The organism is Acidovorax sp. AC410, assembly GCF_979253235.1.
This window is the reverse complement of sequence record NZ_CEEDCG010000001.1, coordinates 3718016-3733029: the sequence shown is the minus strand read 5'-3', so window position 1 is coordinate 3733029 and position 15014 is coordinate 3718016. Positions and strand designations below refer to the sequence as shown.

The window sequence follows — 15014 nt, the reverse complement described above, 5'->3', positions numbered from 1 at the left end:
CGCAGGCGGATGTCTACGATGCGCTCCACTGTAGGCCAAGCCTCACAAATCCCGGAATATTTTCCTATTTCGTCTCGAAATCAGAGATTCATGACAGAAAACACTGCAGCCTCGCCCGGCCTGCGCCTGTTCGACCTGCTCGAACTGCTGGTGCGCGAGGCCCGACCCCTCACGCTGGCCGAGGCCGTTGCCGCCAGCGGCTGGCCCAAGCCCAGCGTGCACCGCCTGCTCATGCAGTTGGAGGCCGGCGGCCTGCTGGCACGCGAGCCCGACGGCAGGCGCTATGCGCCCGCACCGCGCTTGCTGCGCCTGGCCGAGGCCACGCTGGCCGGCAGCACCCAGCAGGGCGTGCGCCACGCCGTGCTGCGCCAGTTGGTGGCCGAAGTGGGCGAGAGCTGCAACTTCACCGCCCTGTCGGGTGTGGAGGTGGTGTACCTGGACCGCATCGAGTCGGCCTTTCCGCTGCAGATGAACCTGCGGCCCGGCACGCGCGTGCCCGTGCATTGCTCGGCCAGTGGCAAGCTGCTGCTCGCACACATGGCCGCGGGCCAGCGCAGCAAGCTGCTCGAAGGCTTGGCGCTCACGCGCCACACCGCCACCACACTGACCACGCGCGCCGCGCTCGATGCGGAATTCAGGCGCATCCGCCAGGACGACTACGCGGTGGATGCCGAGGAGTTCGTCGAAGGCCTGGTGTGCGTGGCCGTGCCGGTGCGCGGAGCGGACGGCAAGAGCATCCGCTGCGCCGTGGCGCTGCAGGCCCCGGTGGCGCGCATGTCGCTGGCGCAGGCGCTGGAGAAGCTGCCGCGGCTGCAGGTGGCGGCTGCAGCGCTGGCGCGCACCTGGAGCTGAAAGCTCAGCGCTTTGCGCGCGGCTTCTTGCGCATGCCGCCAGCCACCTGGCGCAGGCAGTCGATCAACTGCTCGGTGCTGGGCGTGGTTCGCTGGCCGCGCAGGGTGATCAGGCCCACAGGCGGCAGATCGATGGGCACGGCCAAGGGCAGCACCGCCACCTGCCCCTGCGCCGCAAAGTGCTGCGCCACCGAGCGCGCCATGAAGGCCACGGCACCACGCTGGTGGATGAAGCTCAGCTGCGTGAGGAAGGACGCCGACTCCACAATGTCGGCCGGCGGGTGCAGGTCGTGCGCAAAGAACATCTGGTCCAGCTTGACGCGCAGCGAGGCCCAGGGCGGCGGCATCACGCAGGGCAGCGCGGCCAGGTCGGCCCACTGTGGTTTGCGCTTTCGCGCCAGCACATGGCCAGGTTGCACGACCACGGCCATGGGCTCGGCGTACAGGGCCTCGGTCTCCAGGTCGGGTGAGGCGTAGCCGGGCTCCAGGCGGCCCACGAAGAGATCGAGTTCGCCCAGGCGCAGCTTGGGCAGCAGCCGCGTGAGGTCGCCCTCCTCGACCAGCACCGTGGTGTGGATGGAGCGCGCCTTGAGCCGCTGCACGGCCTGTGCCAGCAGCACCGGCGTGGCCACCACCATGGCGCCCACGCTGGTGCGGCCGCTGGCGCCGCTGGCCTCGGCCGCGATCTCGGCGCGCGTGCGGTCGTAGCCGGCCAGCACTGAGCGCGCGAAACGCACCACGCTGGCGCCGGCTGCCGTGGGCTCGGTGCCGCGCGTGGAGCGATCGAACAGCGGCAGGCCGAACATGCGCTCGATCTCGGCCAGCGTCTTGGAGACAGCAGGCTGCGTGACCGACAGGAACTCGGCCGCACGGCCCAGGTGGCGGAACTGGTCCAGCGCCACCAGCATCTGCAGGTGGCGCAGCTTGAGGTTGGAGCGCAGGACGCGGTCGATGCGGGTCATGGGGTTTCTCCTGATTCATGTCTTACAGGCTATGAAGAGAGTCCATAGTTTCATTGGATTGTTATGCATCGCCTGAGAACAATCGCGGCTCCCGATCAAAAAAAAGGAGACAGACATGAACGACACCCCACGCCAGGACCGGCGGCAGCTCATCCTTGGCGCCCTCGGGGCCACTGCGCTCGCAGCCACGCATGGCACGCTGTTCGCGCAGGCCTACCCCGAACGCCCCATCACCTTCATCTGCCCCTGGCCCGCAGGCGGCACGGCCGACCAGTCCATGCGCACCCTGTGTACCGTGGCCGGCCGCATCCTGGGCCAGGCCATCGCGGTGGAGAACCGCGCCGGCGCCTCGGGCATGATCGGCTCCAAGGCCCTGGCCGCGGCCAAGGCCGACGGCTACACCATCGGCCAAATCCCCATCTCGGTCACGCGCTTTGCGCAGTTGGGCACCTTGCAGGCCGACCCGCGCAAGGATTTCACCTACCTGGCACGCACCTCGGGCCAGACCTTCGGCATCGCCGTGCCGGCGGACTCCCGCTTCAAGACCCTGAAGGACTTCGTCGACCATGCCAAGGCCAACCCCGGCAAGGTGACGTATGCCCACGCCGGCGTGGGCGGTGCCACGCACGTGGGCATGGAGGAGTTCGCGGCCGCGGCCGGCATCGCGCTCAACCATGTGCCCTACAAGGGCGGTGCCGAGGCGCTGCAGGGCGTGCTGGGCGGCCATGTGGATGCGCTGGCCGATTCCAGCTCCTGGGCACCGCATGTGGAGGCCGGCAAGCTGCGCCTCTTGGCCACCTGGGGCGAGCAGCGCACTGCGCGCTTCAAGGACACCCCTACCCTGCGCGAATCGGGCTACAACGTGGTGGTGGATGCCCCCAACGGCATCGGCGCGCCCAAGGGCCTGGAGCCGGCCGTGGCCGCCAAGCTGCGCGACGCCTTCCGCCAGGCCGTGGCCAGCCCCGAGTTCAAGGCGGTGGCCGAGAAGCTCGACGCGCCGCTCCTGTACCTGGACGGCCCCGACTACGAGAAGTACGTGAACGCGGTGTACCTGAAAGAGACCGTGCTCATCGACCGGCTCAAGCTGCGCGAGTTGATGCGCAGCTGACCCCCTCGCGCCCCCAGAAGAAAAGATCCCGATGACTACCCCTGCGGCCTCGACCGACCTGTCCAGCCCCTTGCTGCACCTGCATCCCAACGACAACGTGCTGGTGGCCAAGACGGCGCTGGCGCTGGGCCAGTCCATCCCCGAACTGGGTGTGCGCACACGCGCCCAGGTGCCTGCCGGCCACAAGATCGCCGCGCGCCGCATCGCCGAGGGCGAGCAGGTGCGCAAGTACGACACCGTGATCGGCGTGGCCACGCGCGACCTGGAGCCCGGCGACTACGTACACAGCCACAACCTCAGGATCGTGGACTACTACCGCGACCCGGCCTTCGGCGCCGACGTGCGGCCCGTGGACTACCTGCCCGAAGCCGGGCGCGCCACCTTCCAGGGCTTTGTGCGCGCCGACGGCAGCGTGGGCACGCGCAACTTCATCGGCATCCTGTCGTCGGTGAACTGCTCGGCCACCGTCATCAAACGCATTGCCGCGCACTTCACGCCCGAGCGGCTGGCGGCCTTCCCGCATGTCGACGGGGTGGCCGCCTTCGCGCAGACCAGCGGCTGCGGCATGTCCTCGCCGAGCGAGCACTTCGACGTGCTGCGCCGCACCCTGGCCGGCTATGCGCGCCACCCCAACCTGGCGGGCGTGCTCATCGTCGGCCTGGGCTGCGAGCGCAACCAGGTCGATGCGCTGGTGGACTCGCAGGGCCTGAAGGCCGGCCGGCTGATGCGCACCCTGGTGATGCAGGAGGTGGGCGGCACGCGCGCCACCATCGAGGCCGGCATTGCCGCCATCGAGGCCATGCTGCCCGAGGCGAACGCCGCACGGCGCCAGGCGGTGAGCGCCAGCCACCTCAAGATCGGGCTGGAGTGCGGAGGGTCGGACGGTTTCTCGGGCATCACCGCCAACCCTGCCCTGGGTGCGGCCATGGACATCCTGGTGCGCCACGGCGGCACGGCCATCCTGTCGGAGACACCCGAGATCCATGGCGTGGAATTCATGCTCACGCGCCGCGCCGTGAGCCCCGCAGTGGGCCAGAAGCTGCTGGACCGCCTGGCCTGGTGGGAGCGCTATGCCGCCGGCCAGAACGCCCAGTTCAACGGCGTGGTGGGCCACGGCAACCAGGCCGGCGGGCTGGCCAACATCTTCGAGAAATCGCTGGGCTCGGCCATGAAGGGCGGCACCACCCCGCTCCAAGCGGTGTACGAGTACGCAGAGCCCATCACCGAGCACGGCTTCGTCTTCATGGATTCGCCCGGCTACGACCCCGTGGCCTGCACCGGCCAGATCGCCAGCGGCGCGCAGCTGATCTGCTTTACCACCGGGCGCGGTTCCATGTTCGGCAGCAAGCCGGCGCCCACCATCAAGCTAGCGAGCAACACGCCCATGTACACCCGGCTCGAGGAAGACATGGACATCAACTGCGGCGTGGTCATCGACGAGGGTGTGTCCGTGCCCGCGATGGGCCAGCGCATCTTCGAGCAGATCCTGCGCCATGCCAGCGGCGAGGCCACCAAGAGCGAGGCCCTGGGCCTGGGCGACCATGAGTTCGTGCCCTGGCATCTTGGAATAGTCAGTTGAACACCCCCTACCGAACCCCACACTCCCATGCCCCTGACCCTCACCCGCGCTGACCTGCTGCGCAGCGCCAATTTCATCGCCGGCCAGTGGACGCCCGGCCCCGGTGCCCTGCTGGCCGTGACCGACCCGGCCACCGGCGCCACCATCACCGAGGTGCCCGACAGCGGCACCCCCGAAGCACTGGCTGCGCTCGATGCCGCGCACGCTGCCTTCCCCGCGTGGAAGAAGGTGCCGGCCAAGCAGCGCGCCCAAATCATCAAGCGCTGGAACGACCTGGTGCTGGCCCACCAGGACGACCTGGGCAAGCTCATCTCACGCGAGCAGGGCAAGCCCCTGGCCGAAGGCAAGGGCGAGGTGGTCTATGCGGCCAGCTACATCGCCTGGTTTGCCGAAGAGGCCACGCGCATGAACGGTGAGGTGATCCCCGCGCCGGTGCCAGGGCGGCGCATGTTCGCGCTGAAGGAACCCGTGGGCGTGGTGGCCGCCATCACGCCGTGGAACTTTCCGGCCGCGATGATCGCGCGCAAGATCGCCCCGGCCCTGGCCGCCGGCTGCACGGTGGTCTGCAAGCCGGCCGAGGACACACCGCTGACCTCGCTGGCCCTGGTGCTGCTGGCGCATGAAGCAGGCGTGCCGGCCGGCGTGCTGAACATCGTGACGGCCTCGCGCGAGAAGACGCCCGAGGTGGTGGATGTGTGGCTGGATGATGCGCGCGTGCGCAAGATCACCTTCACCGGCTCCACCCCCGTGGGCAAACACCTGGCGCGGCGCAGCGCCGACACGCTCAAGAAGCTGTCGCTGGAGCTGGGCGGCAACGCGCCCTTCATCGTCTTCGAGGACGCCGACGTCGACGCGGCCGTGGACGGCCTCATGTCCGCCAAGTTCCGCAACGGCGGCCAGACCTGCGTGTGCCCCAACCGGGTGTTCGTGCAGGAGCGCATCCACGACGTTTTCGCCAGCAAGCTCGCCGCCCGCGTGGCAGCCCTGAAGGTCGGCCCCGCGAGCAACCCCGCATCGCAGATCGGCCCCATGATCAACGACCGCGCGGTGCAGAAGATCGAGCGCCATGTGCAGGACGCCGTGGCACGCGGCGCTCGCGTGCTCACGGGCGGCGAACGCCTGCCGCAACTGGGCCCCACCTACTACGCGCCCACCGTGCTCGTGGGTGCCGACGCGAGCATGGCCTGCGCCTGCGAGGAGACCTTCGGCCCCGTGGCCCCGCTCACCCGCTTCACCGAGGAAGCCGAGGTGATCGCCGCCGCCAACGACACGCCCTTCGGCCTGGCTGCGTATTTCTACAGCAAGGACGTGCGCCGCATCTGGCGCGTGGCCGACGCGCTGGAGTCCGGCATCGTCGGCATCAACGAAGGCGCGATCGCGGCCGAGGCCGCGCCCTTCGGCGGCGTCAAGGAGTCGGGTTACGGGCGCGAGGGATCGACCCACGGCCTGGACGACTACCTGCACACCAAGTACCTCTGCCAGGGACAACTCGACTGAAAGACCCCATCCATGCCCGCCCACAACCCCTTCAAGACCGCCCTTGCCGAGCGCCGCCCCCAGGTCGGCCTGTGGCTCTCCATGGCCGACCCCTACATCGCCGAAGCGGCCGCCACCTGTGGCTACGACTGGCTGCTGGTCGACGGCGAGCACGCCCCCAACGACGTGCGCAGCACCCTGGCTGCGCTGCAGTCGGTGGCGGCCCACAGCGCCCAGCCCGTGGTGCGCGTGGTCGAGGGCAGCACGGCCCTCATCAAGCAGATGCTGGACATCGGTGCCCGAACCCTGCTTGTGCCCATGGTGGATACGGCCGAGCAGGCGAGCGCCATCGTCTCGGCCACGCGCTACCCGCCCCTGGGAATCCGCGGTGTGGGCAGCGCCGTGGGGCGTGCCTCCGAGTGGAGTGCGCGCAGCGACTACCTGAACGTGGCCGATGACGAGGTCTGCCTGCTGGTGCAGGCCGAGACGGTGGCGGCCCTGAACAACCTCGCGGCCATCTGCGCGGTGGACGGCGTGCATGGCGTGTTCATCGGCCCGGCCGACCTGGCGGCATCCATGGGCCACCGCGGCAACCCTGGCCACCCGGAGGTGCAGGCGGCCATCGAGGGGGCGATGAGGACCATCATCGCCAGTGGCAAGGCGGCGGGGACGCTCACTTCGGACCCGGTGTTGGCGCAGCGCTATCTGGATCTGGGATGCACCTTTGTCGCCGTGGGCGTGGATGTGCTGATGTTTGTGAATGCGGCGCGCAAGTTGCGTGTGCAGTTTGGGGGCAGTAGTGCTGCTGCTGGCGTACCGGCTCAAGCCAGTGCGGCGTATTGATCGCAAGGACGGTAGTTGCTTCTCGCCTTTGCCGTGGGCGGGAGCCGGGGTGTGCGCCCGGCGGCGCACCTACCTTCTTTTGTCTCGCCAAAAGAACGTAGGCCAAGAAAAGGCGACCCCGCTGCCCGTGTCCCCACTCGCCTGGCGGCGAGTGGGGCAGCCTGCGATGCTCGGTCCTGGGGTGCACCGCGGAACTCGCTGCGTTCTCCCTTCGGGCGAACTCCGCTCGGACAACCGCGGTGAGTCAGTTCACGATGCGCGTGTCCTTCGGCACGCGCTCACCCCAGGCCCTGCGCTTCTCAGCACGGTCAGAAGGGGGTGGGAGCGTGCTCCACTCGGGCCATTGCTTCGCTCGGCCTGTGGTCCTTCGCTGCGCTCGGCTCGCCAGAGCGGCTGCGCCGCCCGTCGGCAGCGCGCAGCGCGTAACCGACCCCAGGCGCAGCTGCGAAGCAGCAGCCGTCCCTGACCCCGCTCCCCACCCCTGCTGGCTGCGCCGAGAAGCGCAGGGGCTGGGGTGGGTGCGTGTGCCGAAGGACACACGCACTTCGTGATCTGGCTCGTCGCGGATGTTTGAGCGGAGTTCGAAGAACGCAGCGAGTTCCGCGACGCCACCCCAGGACCGAGCATCGCAGGTTGCCCCCATCGCCCGACAGGGCGATGGGGGACGCAGACTGGGGGCCGCCTTCTCTTTGGTGACTTTCTCTTGGCGGCCAAGAGAAAGTTACTGCGCCGCCGGGCGCACATCCCGGCTCCCGCCCTCAAAAAAAGCACGCCCCCACCACAACACACGATCCGTGAAATCCATCACAAACCCCGCCCCCCCAAAAAGCACCAGCAAGCAAGGCAACAAATGCAACCCAAGCCGTGAACAAATTCACCACCCCGCCACCGCATCACAGCAAGGGGCGATGACTTCCAAGGGACTGCATGGAATGATCACGGCCAGGCTCTCGAAGCCATCCACACCAACCCATCCAGATCCCATGAAACGCATCCTCATCCTCGGCGCCACCGGCTCCCTCGGCCGCCATGTGCTCGAACAGGCCGTCGCCGCCGGCCACCAGGTCTCCGTGCTGGTACGCACCCCCGCCAAGCTGCCCGCTGAAACCCGTTCTTTGGTTACCGTGCACCAGGCCGACCTCGGCCAGATCGCACCGGAGGACCTGGCGAACAACATCCGCAGCCACGACGCGCTCATCAACTGCGCCGGCATGGTCACCGAGGGCCAGGTCTTCGTGGACCTGGTGGCGCGCATCGCGGAAAGCGTGGAATCATTGCCCGCCGTCGAGCGGCCCATCTGCTGGTTCCTGGGGGGCGCTGCGGCGCTGGACATCGGCCAGACCGGCCGCAAGGGCGTTGCCCTGCCCAAGGTGCGCGACACCTACTGGCCGCACGGCAAGAACTACGAACGCATCTGCGCGTCGCCCCTGGACTGGCGCATGCTGTGCCCCGGCCCCATGGTGGAACAGGCGGCGCTCGGCCTGGGCCGGTTGCGGGTGTCCACAGAACGCTTGCCGGTGCGCATTGCGGGCTTTGCCAGCGCGCTGCCGAGCCCGCTGCTCCTGCTGCTGTTCGCCGCCAAGGTGCCCGAGATGATCGTCCCGTATGCAGACGCCGCGGCCCTGATGCTGGCCCACCTGGAGCCCGCCGGCACGATGTCGCGCCACCGCGTGGGGCTGGCACTGCCCGTGGGCATGCGCGGCAGGAAGGGCACCTGGGCAGCGCGGCCCGCTGCAGCCGCTTGAGCGCCCGCCAGCCCAGTTGCCAACATGCCGCGCGATGCGAAACTCGGCGCGCAAACACCCAGTCTGCGCCACGTGCCGAACACTTCGGCATCAAGAGCTTGCTTATTTCGCCATAGCCTATTGCTCTTGGCGAAGGGTCCAGGCCAGGGCCGCGTCCACCCTTGCTAGCGCGAATCCTGCTCCCGGAGTCGCCACGGCTCAAGCATGGCCGTGGACTGCTATTTGCCGACGCGAGCCGACAACACCCTTGTGAGTGCGCCTTGTGCCCGCGCCGCATGCCCAGCATCCACGCGATCCGCCAGCACCTGCACGAGCTGGCGCAGTTGGCCGGGCGTGAGCCCCACGTTCATGCTGAAGCCCATGTGAGCCTGCAGCTGGGCGTCGGCGCCTGGCAGGGCTGACAGCATGCCGACGGTGGCGAGCTCGCGGCTTTGCCAGTCGAGGTTGTCGCGCTCGAAGATTGCGCCGAAGAGATGCGCCTTCAGGTACTGGTCCACGGCAGGCGCGAACTCGTAGACTGCACCCTTAGCAGGACCACCGATCAACCTGGTCTGGTTGGCGGTGCCGGCTGCCAACAGCGCGTCACCCTTGGGAATCGGACGTGCCGGTGCCTTCCCAAGCTCATCCTGCACGCCGCGTTGCTTTCGCGCTTCGACAACCTTGATCAGCTCACTCAAGGCATTTAAGCTGCGCGGAAATCCTGCATAGGCATAGAGCTGGATGAGGACTTCCTTCGCATCGTTCACGGTCAAGCCCGCGTCCAGCCCTTTTTCGAGCGCAGTGCTGAGGCCGGCCATGTCACCGGCACTGCCGAAGGCCGCTATGGGGACGATGGCTTGCTGACGAGCTGAGAGGGTTTGCGACGCAACCACTTGCTGTGGTTCGGGTGCGCCCTGTGCCGCTACAACGGTGATGGCCGGCGCAGCAAGAAAGCCGAGCGCAAGTGCCATGCCGGCCTGCGCCATGCGCTTAGCGTGCCGTGTATTGGTCATGGCTGACTTTCTCCATCCATTCCACATTCTTTCCGTCGAGTGACCCCGACACGGCGAGGTGCGTCATTGCGGTTGTGGGTGCTGCGCCGTGCCAGTGCTTCACGCCGGGCGGGCACCAGACCACATCACCAGCCCGCAGTTCCTGAATGGGTTTGCCCCATTCCTGGGTTCGCCCAACACCCGAGACGACCACCAGACGCTGCCCGGCAGGATGGGTGTGCCACGCAGAGCGGGCACCGGGTTCAAAGGTGACATAGGCCCCGCTCGCGGTGATCTGAGGGTTGGCGGGCCAGAGCTGGTCGACTCGCACGCTGCCCGTGAAGGTCGCGTCAGGGCCGACCACGGCAGGCGTGCTGCCCGCTCTGGTGATCTGCTGCCCGCCAGCGGGCGCCGCGATCGGTTCGGCTGCACCGGCGACACACGCCTGCGTGATCGCGAGAATGCCGACGACTTGCTGAATAAGTGTCTTCATGAAACTCCTTTACTTTCAATAGCTGGAATTTACGGAATATCAATTTGACTGAGAAGACGGCAAAATCAGCATGCACAAGTGCATTTCATTCACGAATGGCCAAAGAAAACCTCAACGACCTGCACGCCTTCGTGGTGGTGGCGCGCGAGCGCAGCTTCACTCGCGCAGCCGGGCAGATGGGCATGTCGCGTTCTGCCTTAAGTCACGCGATGCTGGCGCTCGAAGCGCGTCTGGGCGTGCGCCTGCTCAGTCGCACCACGCGCAGCGTGTCGACCACCGAAGCCGGCGCGCGCCTGCTCGACACGGTAGCGCCGCGCCTGCAGGAGATTGAGGCCGAGCTCAGCCAGCTCAGCGCCATGCGCGACAAGCCCGCCGGCACCGTGCGCATCACCGCGCACGACCACGCCATCAGCACCGTGCTCTGGCCGCGCCTGCTGCCCCTGCTGCGCCAGTACCCCGACATCCGGATCGAGTTCAGCGTGGACTACGCTTTCACCGACATCGCGTCCCAGCGCTTTGATGCCGGCGTGCGCTCGGGCGACCGTGTCGACAAGGACATGGTGGCGGTGCGCATCGCCCCCGACATGCGCATGGCGGTGGCCGCATCGCCTGCCTATCTGGCGGGCAGGCCGATCCCCAAGAAGCCCCAGGATCTGACGGCTCACCAGTGCGTGAACCTGCGCCTGCCGACCCGAGGCAATCTGTATGCGTGGGATTTCCAGAAAGGGAAGAAGGCGCTCAACGTCAAGGTCGAAGGCCAGACGGTCTTCAACAACACCGGCCTGATGCTGCAGGCGGCACGCGACGGCATGGGCTTGGCCTACGTGCCCTTCGATGTCATGCGGCCGCACATCGAAGCGGGTGAGCTGGTCCCGGTGCTTGAAGACTGGTGGCCAAGCTTCCCAGGCTATCACCTCTACTACGCGAACCGGCGCCAGATCGCACCGGCATTGGCACTCGTGATCGAGGCGCTTCGGTACCGCGGCCCCGAGCGGGTTAGGGCTGGCGCGGTGCGCTGAAGCGCAATGACTTGACCACCAGCGAAAACGCGGGTGAGGGCTGGCGCTTGCTGGGGTAGTACAGGTGGTAGCCGGCAAACTTGGGGCACCAGTCCTGCAGCACGCGCACCAGCCGCCCCGAAGCGATGTGCGGCATCAGCTCATCCTCGGGCAGCAGGGAGATGCCCAGCCCGGCCAGTGCCGCGTCGACCTGCGGCGCGGAGGTGTTGAAGATCAGCGGCCCATCGACACGAACGTTCATCTTGCGGCCGCGCTTTTCAAAGTCCCAGACATACAGGCCGCCCGATGTCGGCATGCGCTGGTTGATGCACTGGTGACTGGTGAGGTCCGCAGGCGTCTTGGGAATGGGGTTGGCCGCGAAGTACCCAGGAGAAGCGACCACGGCCATCTGCAGCGGCGGGCCGATGGGCACGGCAATCATGTCGTTGTCGATCGTGTTGCCCATGCGGACGCCGGCATCGAACCGGTCGGCCACGATGTCGCGAAAGCTGTAGTTCACGTCGAACTCCAGCTTGATCTCAGGGTACTCGCGCAGCAGCGGCGCGAGCTTGGGCAGCAGCACCGTGTGCAGCACGTTGTCGCCACAGGTAATGCGCACCGTGCCTGCGGGCTTGTCCCGCAGCTCGGTCAGCGCGTCGAGCTCGGCCTCGATTTCCTCGAAGCGGTGCCCGATGGCCTTCATGAGCCGCTCGCCGGCCGATGTCGGCGCGACGCTGCGGGTGGTGCGCGTCAGCAGCCGGATCTGCAGGCCCTCTTCGAGCCCACGGATGGCTTGGCTGAGGGCGGATTGGGTGACCCCCAGCGTGCCCGCAGCGCGCGTGAAGCTCCCCTCGCGCGCGACCGTCACGAAGGCCAGCAGATCGTTGAAATTGCGTCGTGGCATCGATGGCGCTCCCTTGCAACTTGTTATCTGACTTGTTATCCAGGCTAATAAATGTATTAAGCATTCATTAACTAGTCAATGGATGCCCTGGCCGGCACACTTGCCTGCAAGCCCCAAGGCAACCGCACAGACAGCGCGCTGCGCATCCACAGCACAAGGAAATCCGGCCATGAACCATCAAGCAGACCACACCCATCCATCCACCGTCGAGCCAGTCGGGCCATCGCCCGATCGGCGCGAATTCCTGAGGATCGCTGGCACCAGCGCAGCAGCAGCCGGCATGCTGTCGACGGCGGGCGGCACGGCATTCGCCGCTGCGCCGATGGGCGCAGCGCTGCCGTCGGGCGCCGACAACTTCTACACGAGCAACCAGGTCGTCGTGCAGCAAGTGAGCTTCAAGAACCAATACCGCATGACCGTGACCGGCACCCTGTTCGTGCCCAGCACGCTGGACCGCAAGAAGCGCACCCCGGTCATCGTGGTCGGCCACCCCATGGGTGCGGTGAAGGAGCAAAGCGCCAACCTCTACGCAACGAAGATGGCCGAGCGGGGCTTCGTGGCCCTGTCGGTGGATCTGGCATTCTGGGGCGGCAGCGAGGGCCAGCCGCGCAATGCGGTGTCTCCCGACATGTATGCCGAAACCTTCAGCGCTGCGGTCGACTTTCTGGGCAGCCAGGCGTTCGTGGACCGGCAGCAGATCGGCGCCATCGGCGTGTGCGGCAGCGGCAGCTTCGTCATCAGCGCCGCCAAGATCGACCCGCGCCTGAAGGCCATCGCCACGGTCAGCATGTACGACATGGGGGCGGCCAACCGCAATGCGCTCAACCATTCGCAAACGCTGGGGCAACGCAAGCAGATCATCGCTGCCGCCGCAGCGCATCGCGACGTGGAGTTCAACGGCGGTGCAGTGCAGTACACCGGCGGCACGGTGCTCAGGCTGAAAGCGGACACGCACCCCATCCAGCGTGAATTCTTCGACTTCTACCGTACCCCGCGCGGCGAGTTCACGCCCCTGGGTGCATCGTCGCAGACGACGACCATGCCAACGCTGAGCAGCAACGTGAAGTTCATGAACTTCTACCCGTTCAACGACATCGAGACGATCTCGCCCCGGCCGCTGCTGTTCATCACCGGCGACCAGGCGCACTCCAAGGAGTTCAGCGAAGACGCCTATCAGCGCGCTGCCGAGCCCAAGGAGCTGCATTACGTGCCCGGTGCCGGCCATGTCGACCTGTACGACCGGGTGACCCTGATCCCATGGGACAAGCTGGCATCGTTCTTCGACCGCCACCTCATCAAGGCCCGGGCCTGATGGCGGCCCCAGCCATCACCGCGACTGCCGGCATCCCGGCTGACCAGGAAGGCGCTTCTCGACCTGCGCACTGGGGCGGAGTCTTCGCGATGACGCTGTGCGTCTTTGCGCTGATCGCATCGGAATTCATGCCCGTGAGCCTGTTGACGCCGATGGCATCGGACCTGCAGGTCACCGAGGGCATGGCCGGGCAGGGCATTGCCATCTCCGGCGCGTTTGCGGTGCTCGCCAGCCTGTCGATCCCAGCGGTTGCAGGGCGAATCCATCGCAAGGCGCTGCTGCTCGCACTGACGGCGATGATGTGTGTTTCCGGTGCCATTGTCGGCCTTGCGCCCAACTACCTCACGTACATGGTGGGCCGGGCGCTGATCGGCGTGGTCGTCGGCGGCTTCTGGTCCCTATCGGCTGCCACCGCCATGCAGCTGGTTCCACCGTCCAGGGTGCCCCGCGCGCTGGCCATCTTCAACGGCGGCAACGCACTGGCCACGGTCATCGCCGCGCCGCTGGGCAGCTACCTTGCGTCCATCATGGGCTGGCGCGGGGCCTTCTTGTGCCTGGTGCCCATCGCTGTGGTCGCATTCGCCTGGCAGTGGTTCAGTCTGCCAGCCATGCCGGCCTTGCCGCGCGCAGGGTCCGGCAACGTGCTCCGGCTTTTCAAGTGCCGGCCGGTCGTGCTCGGCATGCTGGCGGTGGGCATCTTCTTCATGGGGCAGTTTGCGCTGTTCACCTACCTGCGGCCGTTCCTCGAGGCGGTGACAGGGGTCGATGTGTCCATGCTGTCCTTCATCCTGCTCGCGCTCGGCGTCGCGGGCTTCATCGGCACCCTGTTCATCGGGCGATTCCTGAAAGCAGGTTTCTATGCCACCCTGGCCATCATCCCGGTGGTGATGGCTGCCATCGCGGTGCTGCTCACTGCCCTGGGCGGTTCCGTGGTCGCCACCACGGTGCTCCTGGCGGTGTGGGGCCTGGTAGCCACTGCGGCCCCGGTCGGCTGGTGGACCTGGATCGCGCAGACCCTCCCGCAGGACGCCGAGGCAGGCGGCGGGCTGATGGTGGCGGTGGTGCAGCTGTCCATTGCACTGGGGTCCACTTTCGGTGGACTGCTGTTCGACGGCAGTGGCTACCGGGCTGCTTTCCTCTTCAGCGCTGCGCTGCTGCTCATTGGCGCATTCCTCGCGATCTTGACGGCGCATGCGAGCCACGCGAAGCCCACATGACGCAAAACCACTCCCTGTGCGCCTCCATGGCCAGAGCTCACCCATCCTGCCAGCTGCGTACCGTGTGTCTGGCCACCGCACTCCTTGTGTTTGGCTTCGGCAACGCTGCTGGACAGGCGCGGCCCAGCGCGCCCTTGGCAAGCCAGAAAGACGCAGCACTGGCATCCGACACCTCAAAGGCAACGCGCATGCAGCTCACCGTTGGAAACCGTCGTTTCACACTCACGGTGGCTGACACCGATGCCGCTCGCGCATTCGTCAGCCAATTGCCGCTGACGCTGGACATGCCGGACCTCAACAGCAATGAGAAGCACGCCAAGCTGCCCAAGGCACTGCCCGCAAATGCAATTCGACCGGGCACGATAAGCAACGGCGACCTCATGCTCTACGGCTCAGACACCCTGGTCCTTTTCTACTTGGGTTTCGAGTCGGCCTATTCATACACGCGCCTTGGCCGTGTCGATGACCCGAGCGGCCTGGCGCAGGCGCTCGGCCAGGGCACCGCTCGCATCGCGTTCTCGCGCTGGTAGCGGTCACTCCATTGCGCGCCCACCT

14 protein-coding genes are annotated in these 15014 nt (G+C 67.1%); 10 read left to right on the top strand and 4 right to left on the bottom strand.

Annotation, left to right across the window (positions count from 1 at the left end):
• The first annotated feature begins 90 nt into the window (after window positions 1–90).
• Entirely contained in the window at window positions 91–852 is a 762-nt protein-coding gene (locus AC0IZS_RS17310; RefSeq protein WP_471636736.1) for an IclR family transcriptional regulator, read from the top strand.
• A 4-nt stretch (window positions 853–856) separates the two neighbouring features.
• Here AC0IZS_RS17310 and AC0IZS_RS17305 read toward each other — a convergent pair whose 3' ends face one another.
• Window positions 857–1813 (bottom strand): LysR substrate-binding domain-containing protein, encoded by a 957-nt coding sequence (locus tag AC0IZS_RS17305; protein ID WP_471636735.1) that lies wholly within the window; start codon window positions 1811–1813, stop codon window positions 857–859.
• Window positions 1814–1928: 115 nt separating this feature from the next.
• Between AC0IZS_RS17305 and AC0IZS_RS17300 the strand changes: the two genes are divergently transcribed.
• The 5 genes from AC0IZS_RS17300 (at window position 1929) to AC0IZS_RS17280 (ending at window position 8564) form a co-directional block, all read left to right on the top strand.
• The gene (locus AC0IZS_RS17300) at window positions 1929–2921 is read left to right on the top strand and encodes a tripartite tricarboxylate transporter substrate binding protein (RefSeq protein WP_471636734.1); all 993 of its coding nucleotides are present in this window, start codon (window positions 1929–1931) and stop codon (window positions 2919–2921) included.
• A gap of 31 nt (window positions 2922–2952) precedes the next feature.
• Window positions 2953–4500 (top strand): UxaA family hydrolase, encoded by a 1548-nt coding sequence (locus AC0IZS_RS17295; protein ID WP_471636733.1) that lies wholly within the window; start codon window positions 2953–2955, stop codon window positions 4498–4500.
• Window positions 4501–4527: 27 nt separating this feature from the next.
• Entirely contained in the window at window positions 4528–5997 is a 1470-nt protein-coding gene (locus tag AC0IZS_RS17290; protein ID WP_471636732.1) for an NAD-dependent succinate-semialdehyde dehydrogenase, read from the top strand.
• 12 nt (window positions 5998–6009) lie between these two features.
• Window positions 6010–6819, top strand: a complete 810-nt coding sequence (locus AC0IZS_RS17285) for an aldolase/citrate lyase family protein (protein WP_471636731.1) — start codon at window positions 6010–6012, stop codon at window positions 6817–6819.
• A gap of 983 nt (window positions 6820–7802) precedes the next feature.
• Entirely contained in the window at window positions 7803–8564 is a 762-nt protein-coding gene (locus AC0IZS_RS17280; RefSeq protein ID WP_471636730.1) for an NAD(P)-dependent oxidoreductase, read from the top strand.
• Between the two features lie 218 nt (window positions 8565–8782).
• Here the strand turns inward: AC0IZS_RS17280 and AC0IZS_RS17275 are convergent, their stop codons facing one another.
• Both AC0IZS_RS17275 and AC0IZS_RS17270 read right to left on the bottom strand, forming a co-directional pair.
• Window positions 8783–9556 (bottom strand): carboxymuconolactone decarboxylase family protein, encoded by a 774-nt coding sequence (locus AC0IZS_RS17275; RefSeq protein WP_471636729.1) that lies wholly within the window; start codon window positions 9554–9556, stop codon window positions 8783–8785.
• A complete protein-coding gene (locus AC0IZS_RS17270) occupies window positions 9534–10028 on the bottom strand; it encodes a (R)-mandelonitrile lyase (protein ID WP_471636728.1) in 495 nt (164 codons plus the stop codon). Before AC0IZS_RS17270 ends, AC0IZS_RS17275 begins: the two co-directional genes overlap by 23 nt.
• Window positions 10029–10123: 95 nt before the next feature.
• On the opposite strand from AC0IZS_RS17270, the gene AC0IZS_RS17265 reads away from it, so the two are divergent.
• Window positions 10124–11047 carry a LysR family transcriptional regulator gene (locus tag AC0IZS_RS17265; protein WP_471636727.1) on the top strand — a complete coding sequence of 308 codons (924 nt, stop codon included), beginning with the start codon at window positions 10124–10126 and terminating at the stop codon, window positions 11045–11047.
• Here the strand turns inward: AC0IZS_RS17265 and AC0IZS_RS17260 are convergent.
• Window positions 11025–11930 (bottom strand): LysR family transcriptional regulator, encoded by a 906-nt coding sequence (locus tag AC0IZS_RS17260; RefSeq protein ID WP_471636726.1) that lies wholly within the window; start codon window positions 11928–11930, stop codon window positions 11025–11027. The genes AC0IZS_RS17265 and AC0IZS_RS17260 overlap by 23 nt on opposite strands.
• Window positions 11931–12099: 169 nt before the next feature.
• Between AC0IZS_RS17260 and AC0IZS_RS17255 the strand changes: the two genes are divergently transcribed.
• Genes AC0IZS_RS17255 through AC0IZS_RS17245 form a run of 3 tightly spaced genes read left to right on the top strand, consistent with a single transcriptional unit; the run spans window position 12100 to window position 14989 of the window.
• The gene (locus tag AC0IZS_RS17255) at window positions 12100–13242 is read left to right on the top strand and encodes an alpha/beta hydrolase (RefSeq protein WP_471636725.1); all 1143 of its coding nucleotides are present in this window, start codon (window positions 12100–12102) and stop codon (window positions 13240–13242) included.
• Window positions 13242–14459: an MFS transporter gene (locus AC0IZS_RS17250; protein ID WP_471636724.1), complete on the top strand. Its 1218-nt coding sequence runs from the start codon at window positions 13242–13244 to the stop codon at window positions 14457–14459. Before AC0IZS_RS17255 ends, AC0IZS_RS17250 begins: the two co-directional genes overlap by 1 nt.
• Window positions 14456–14989: a cyclophilin-like fold protein gene (locus tag AC0IZS_RS17245; RefSeq protein WP_471636723.1), complete on the top strand. Its 534-nt coding sequence runs from the start codon at window positions 14456–14458 to the stop codon at window positions 14987–14989. Before AC0IZS_RS17250 ends, AC0IZS_RS17245 begins: the two co-directional genes overlap by 4 nt.
• Window positions 14990–15014 lie beyond the last annotated feature (25 nt).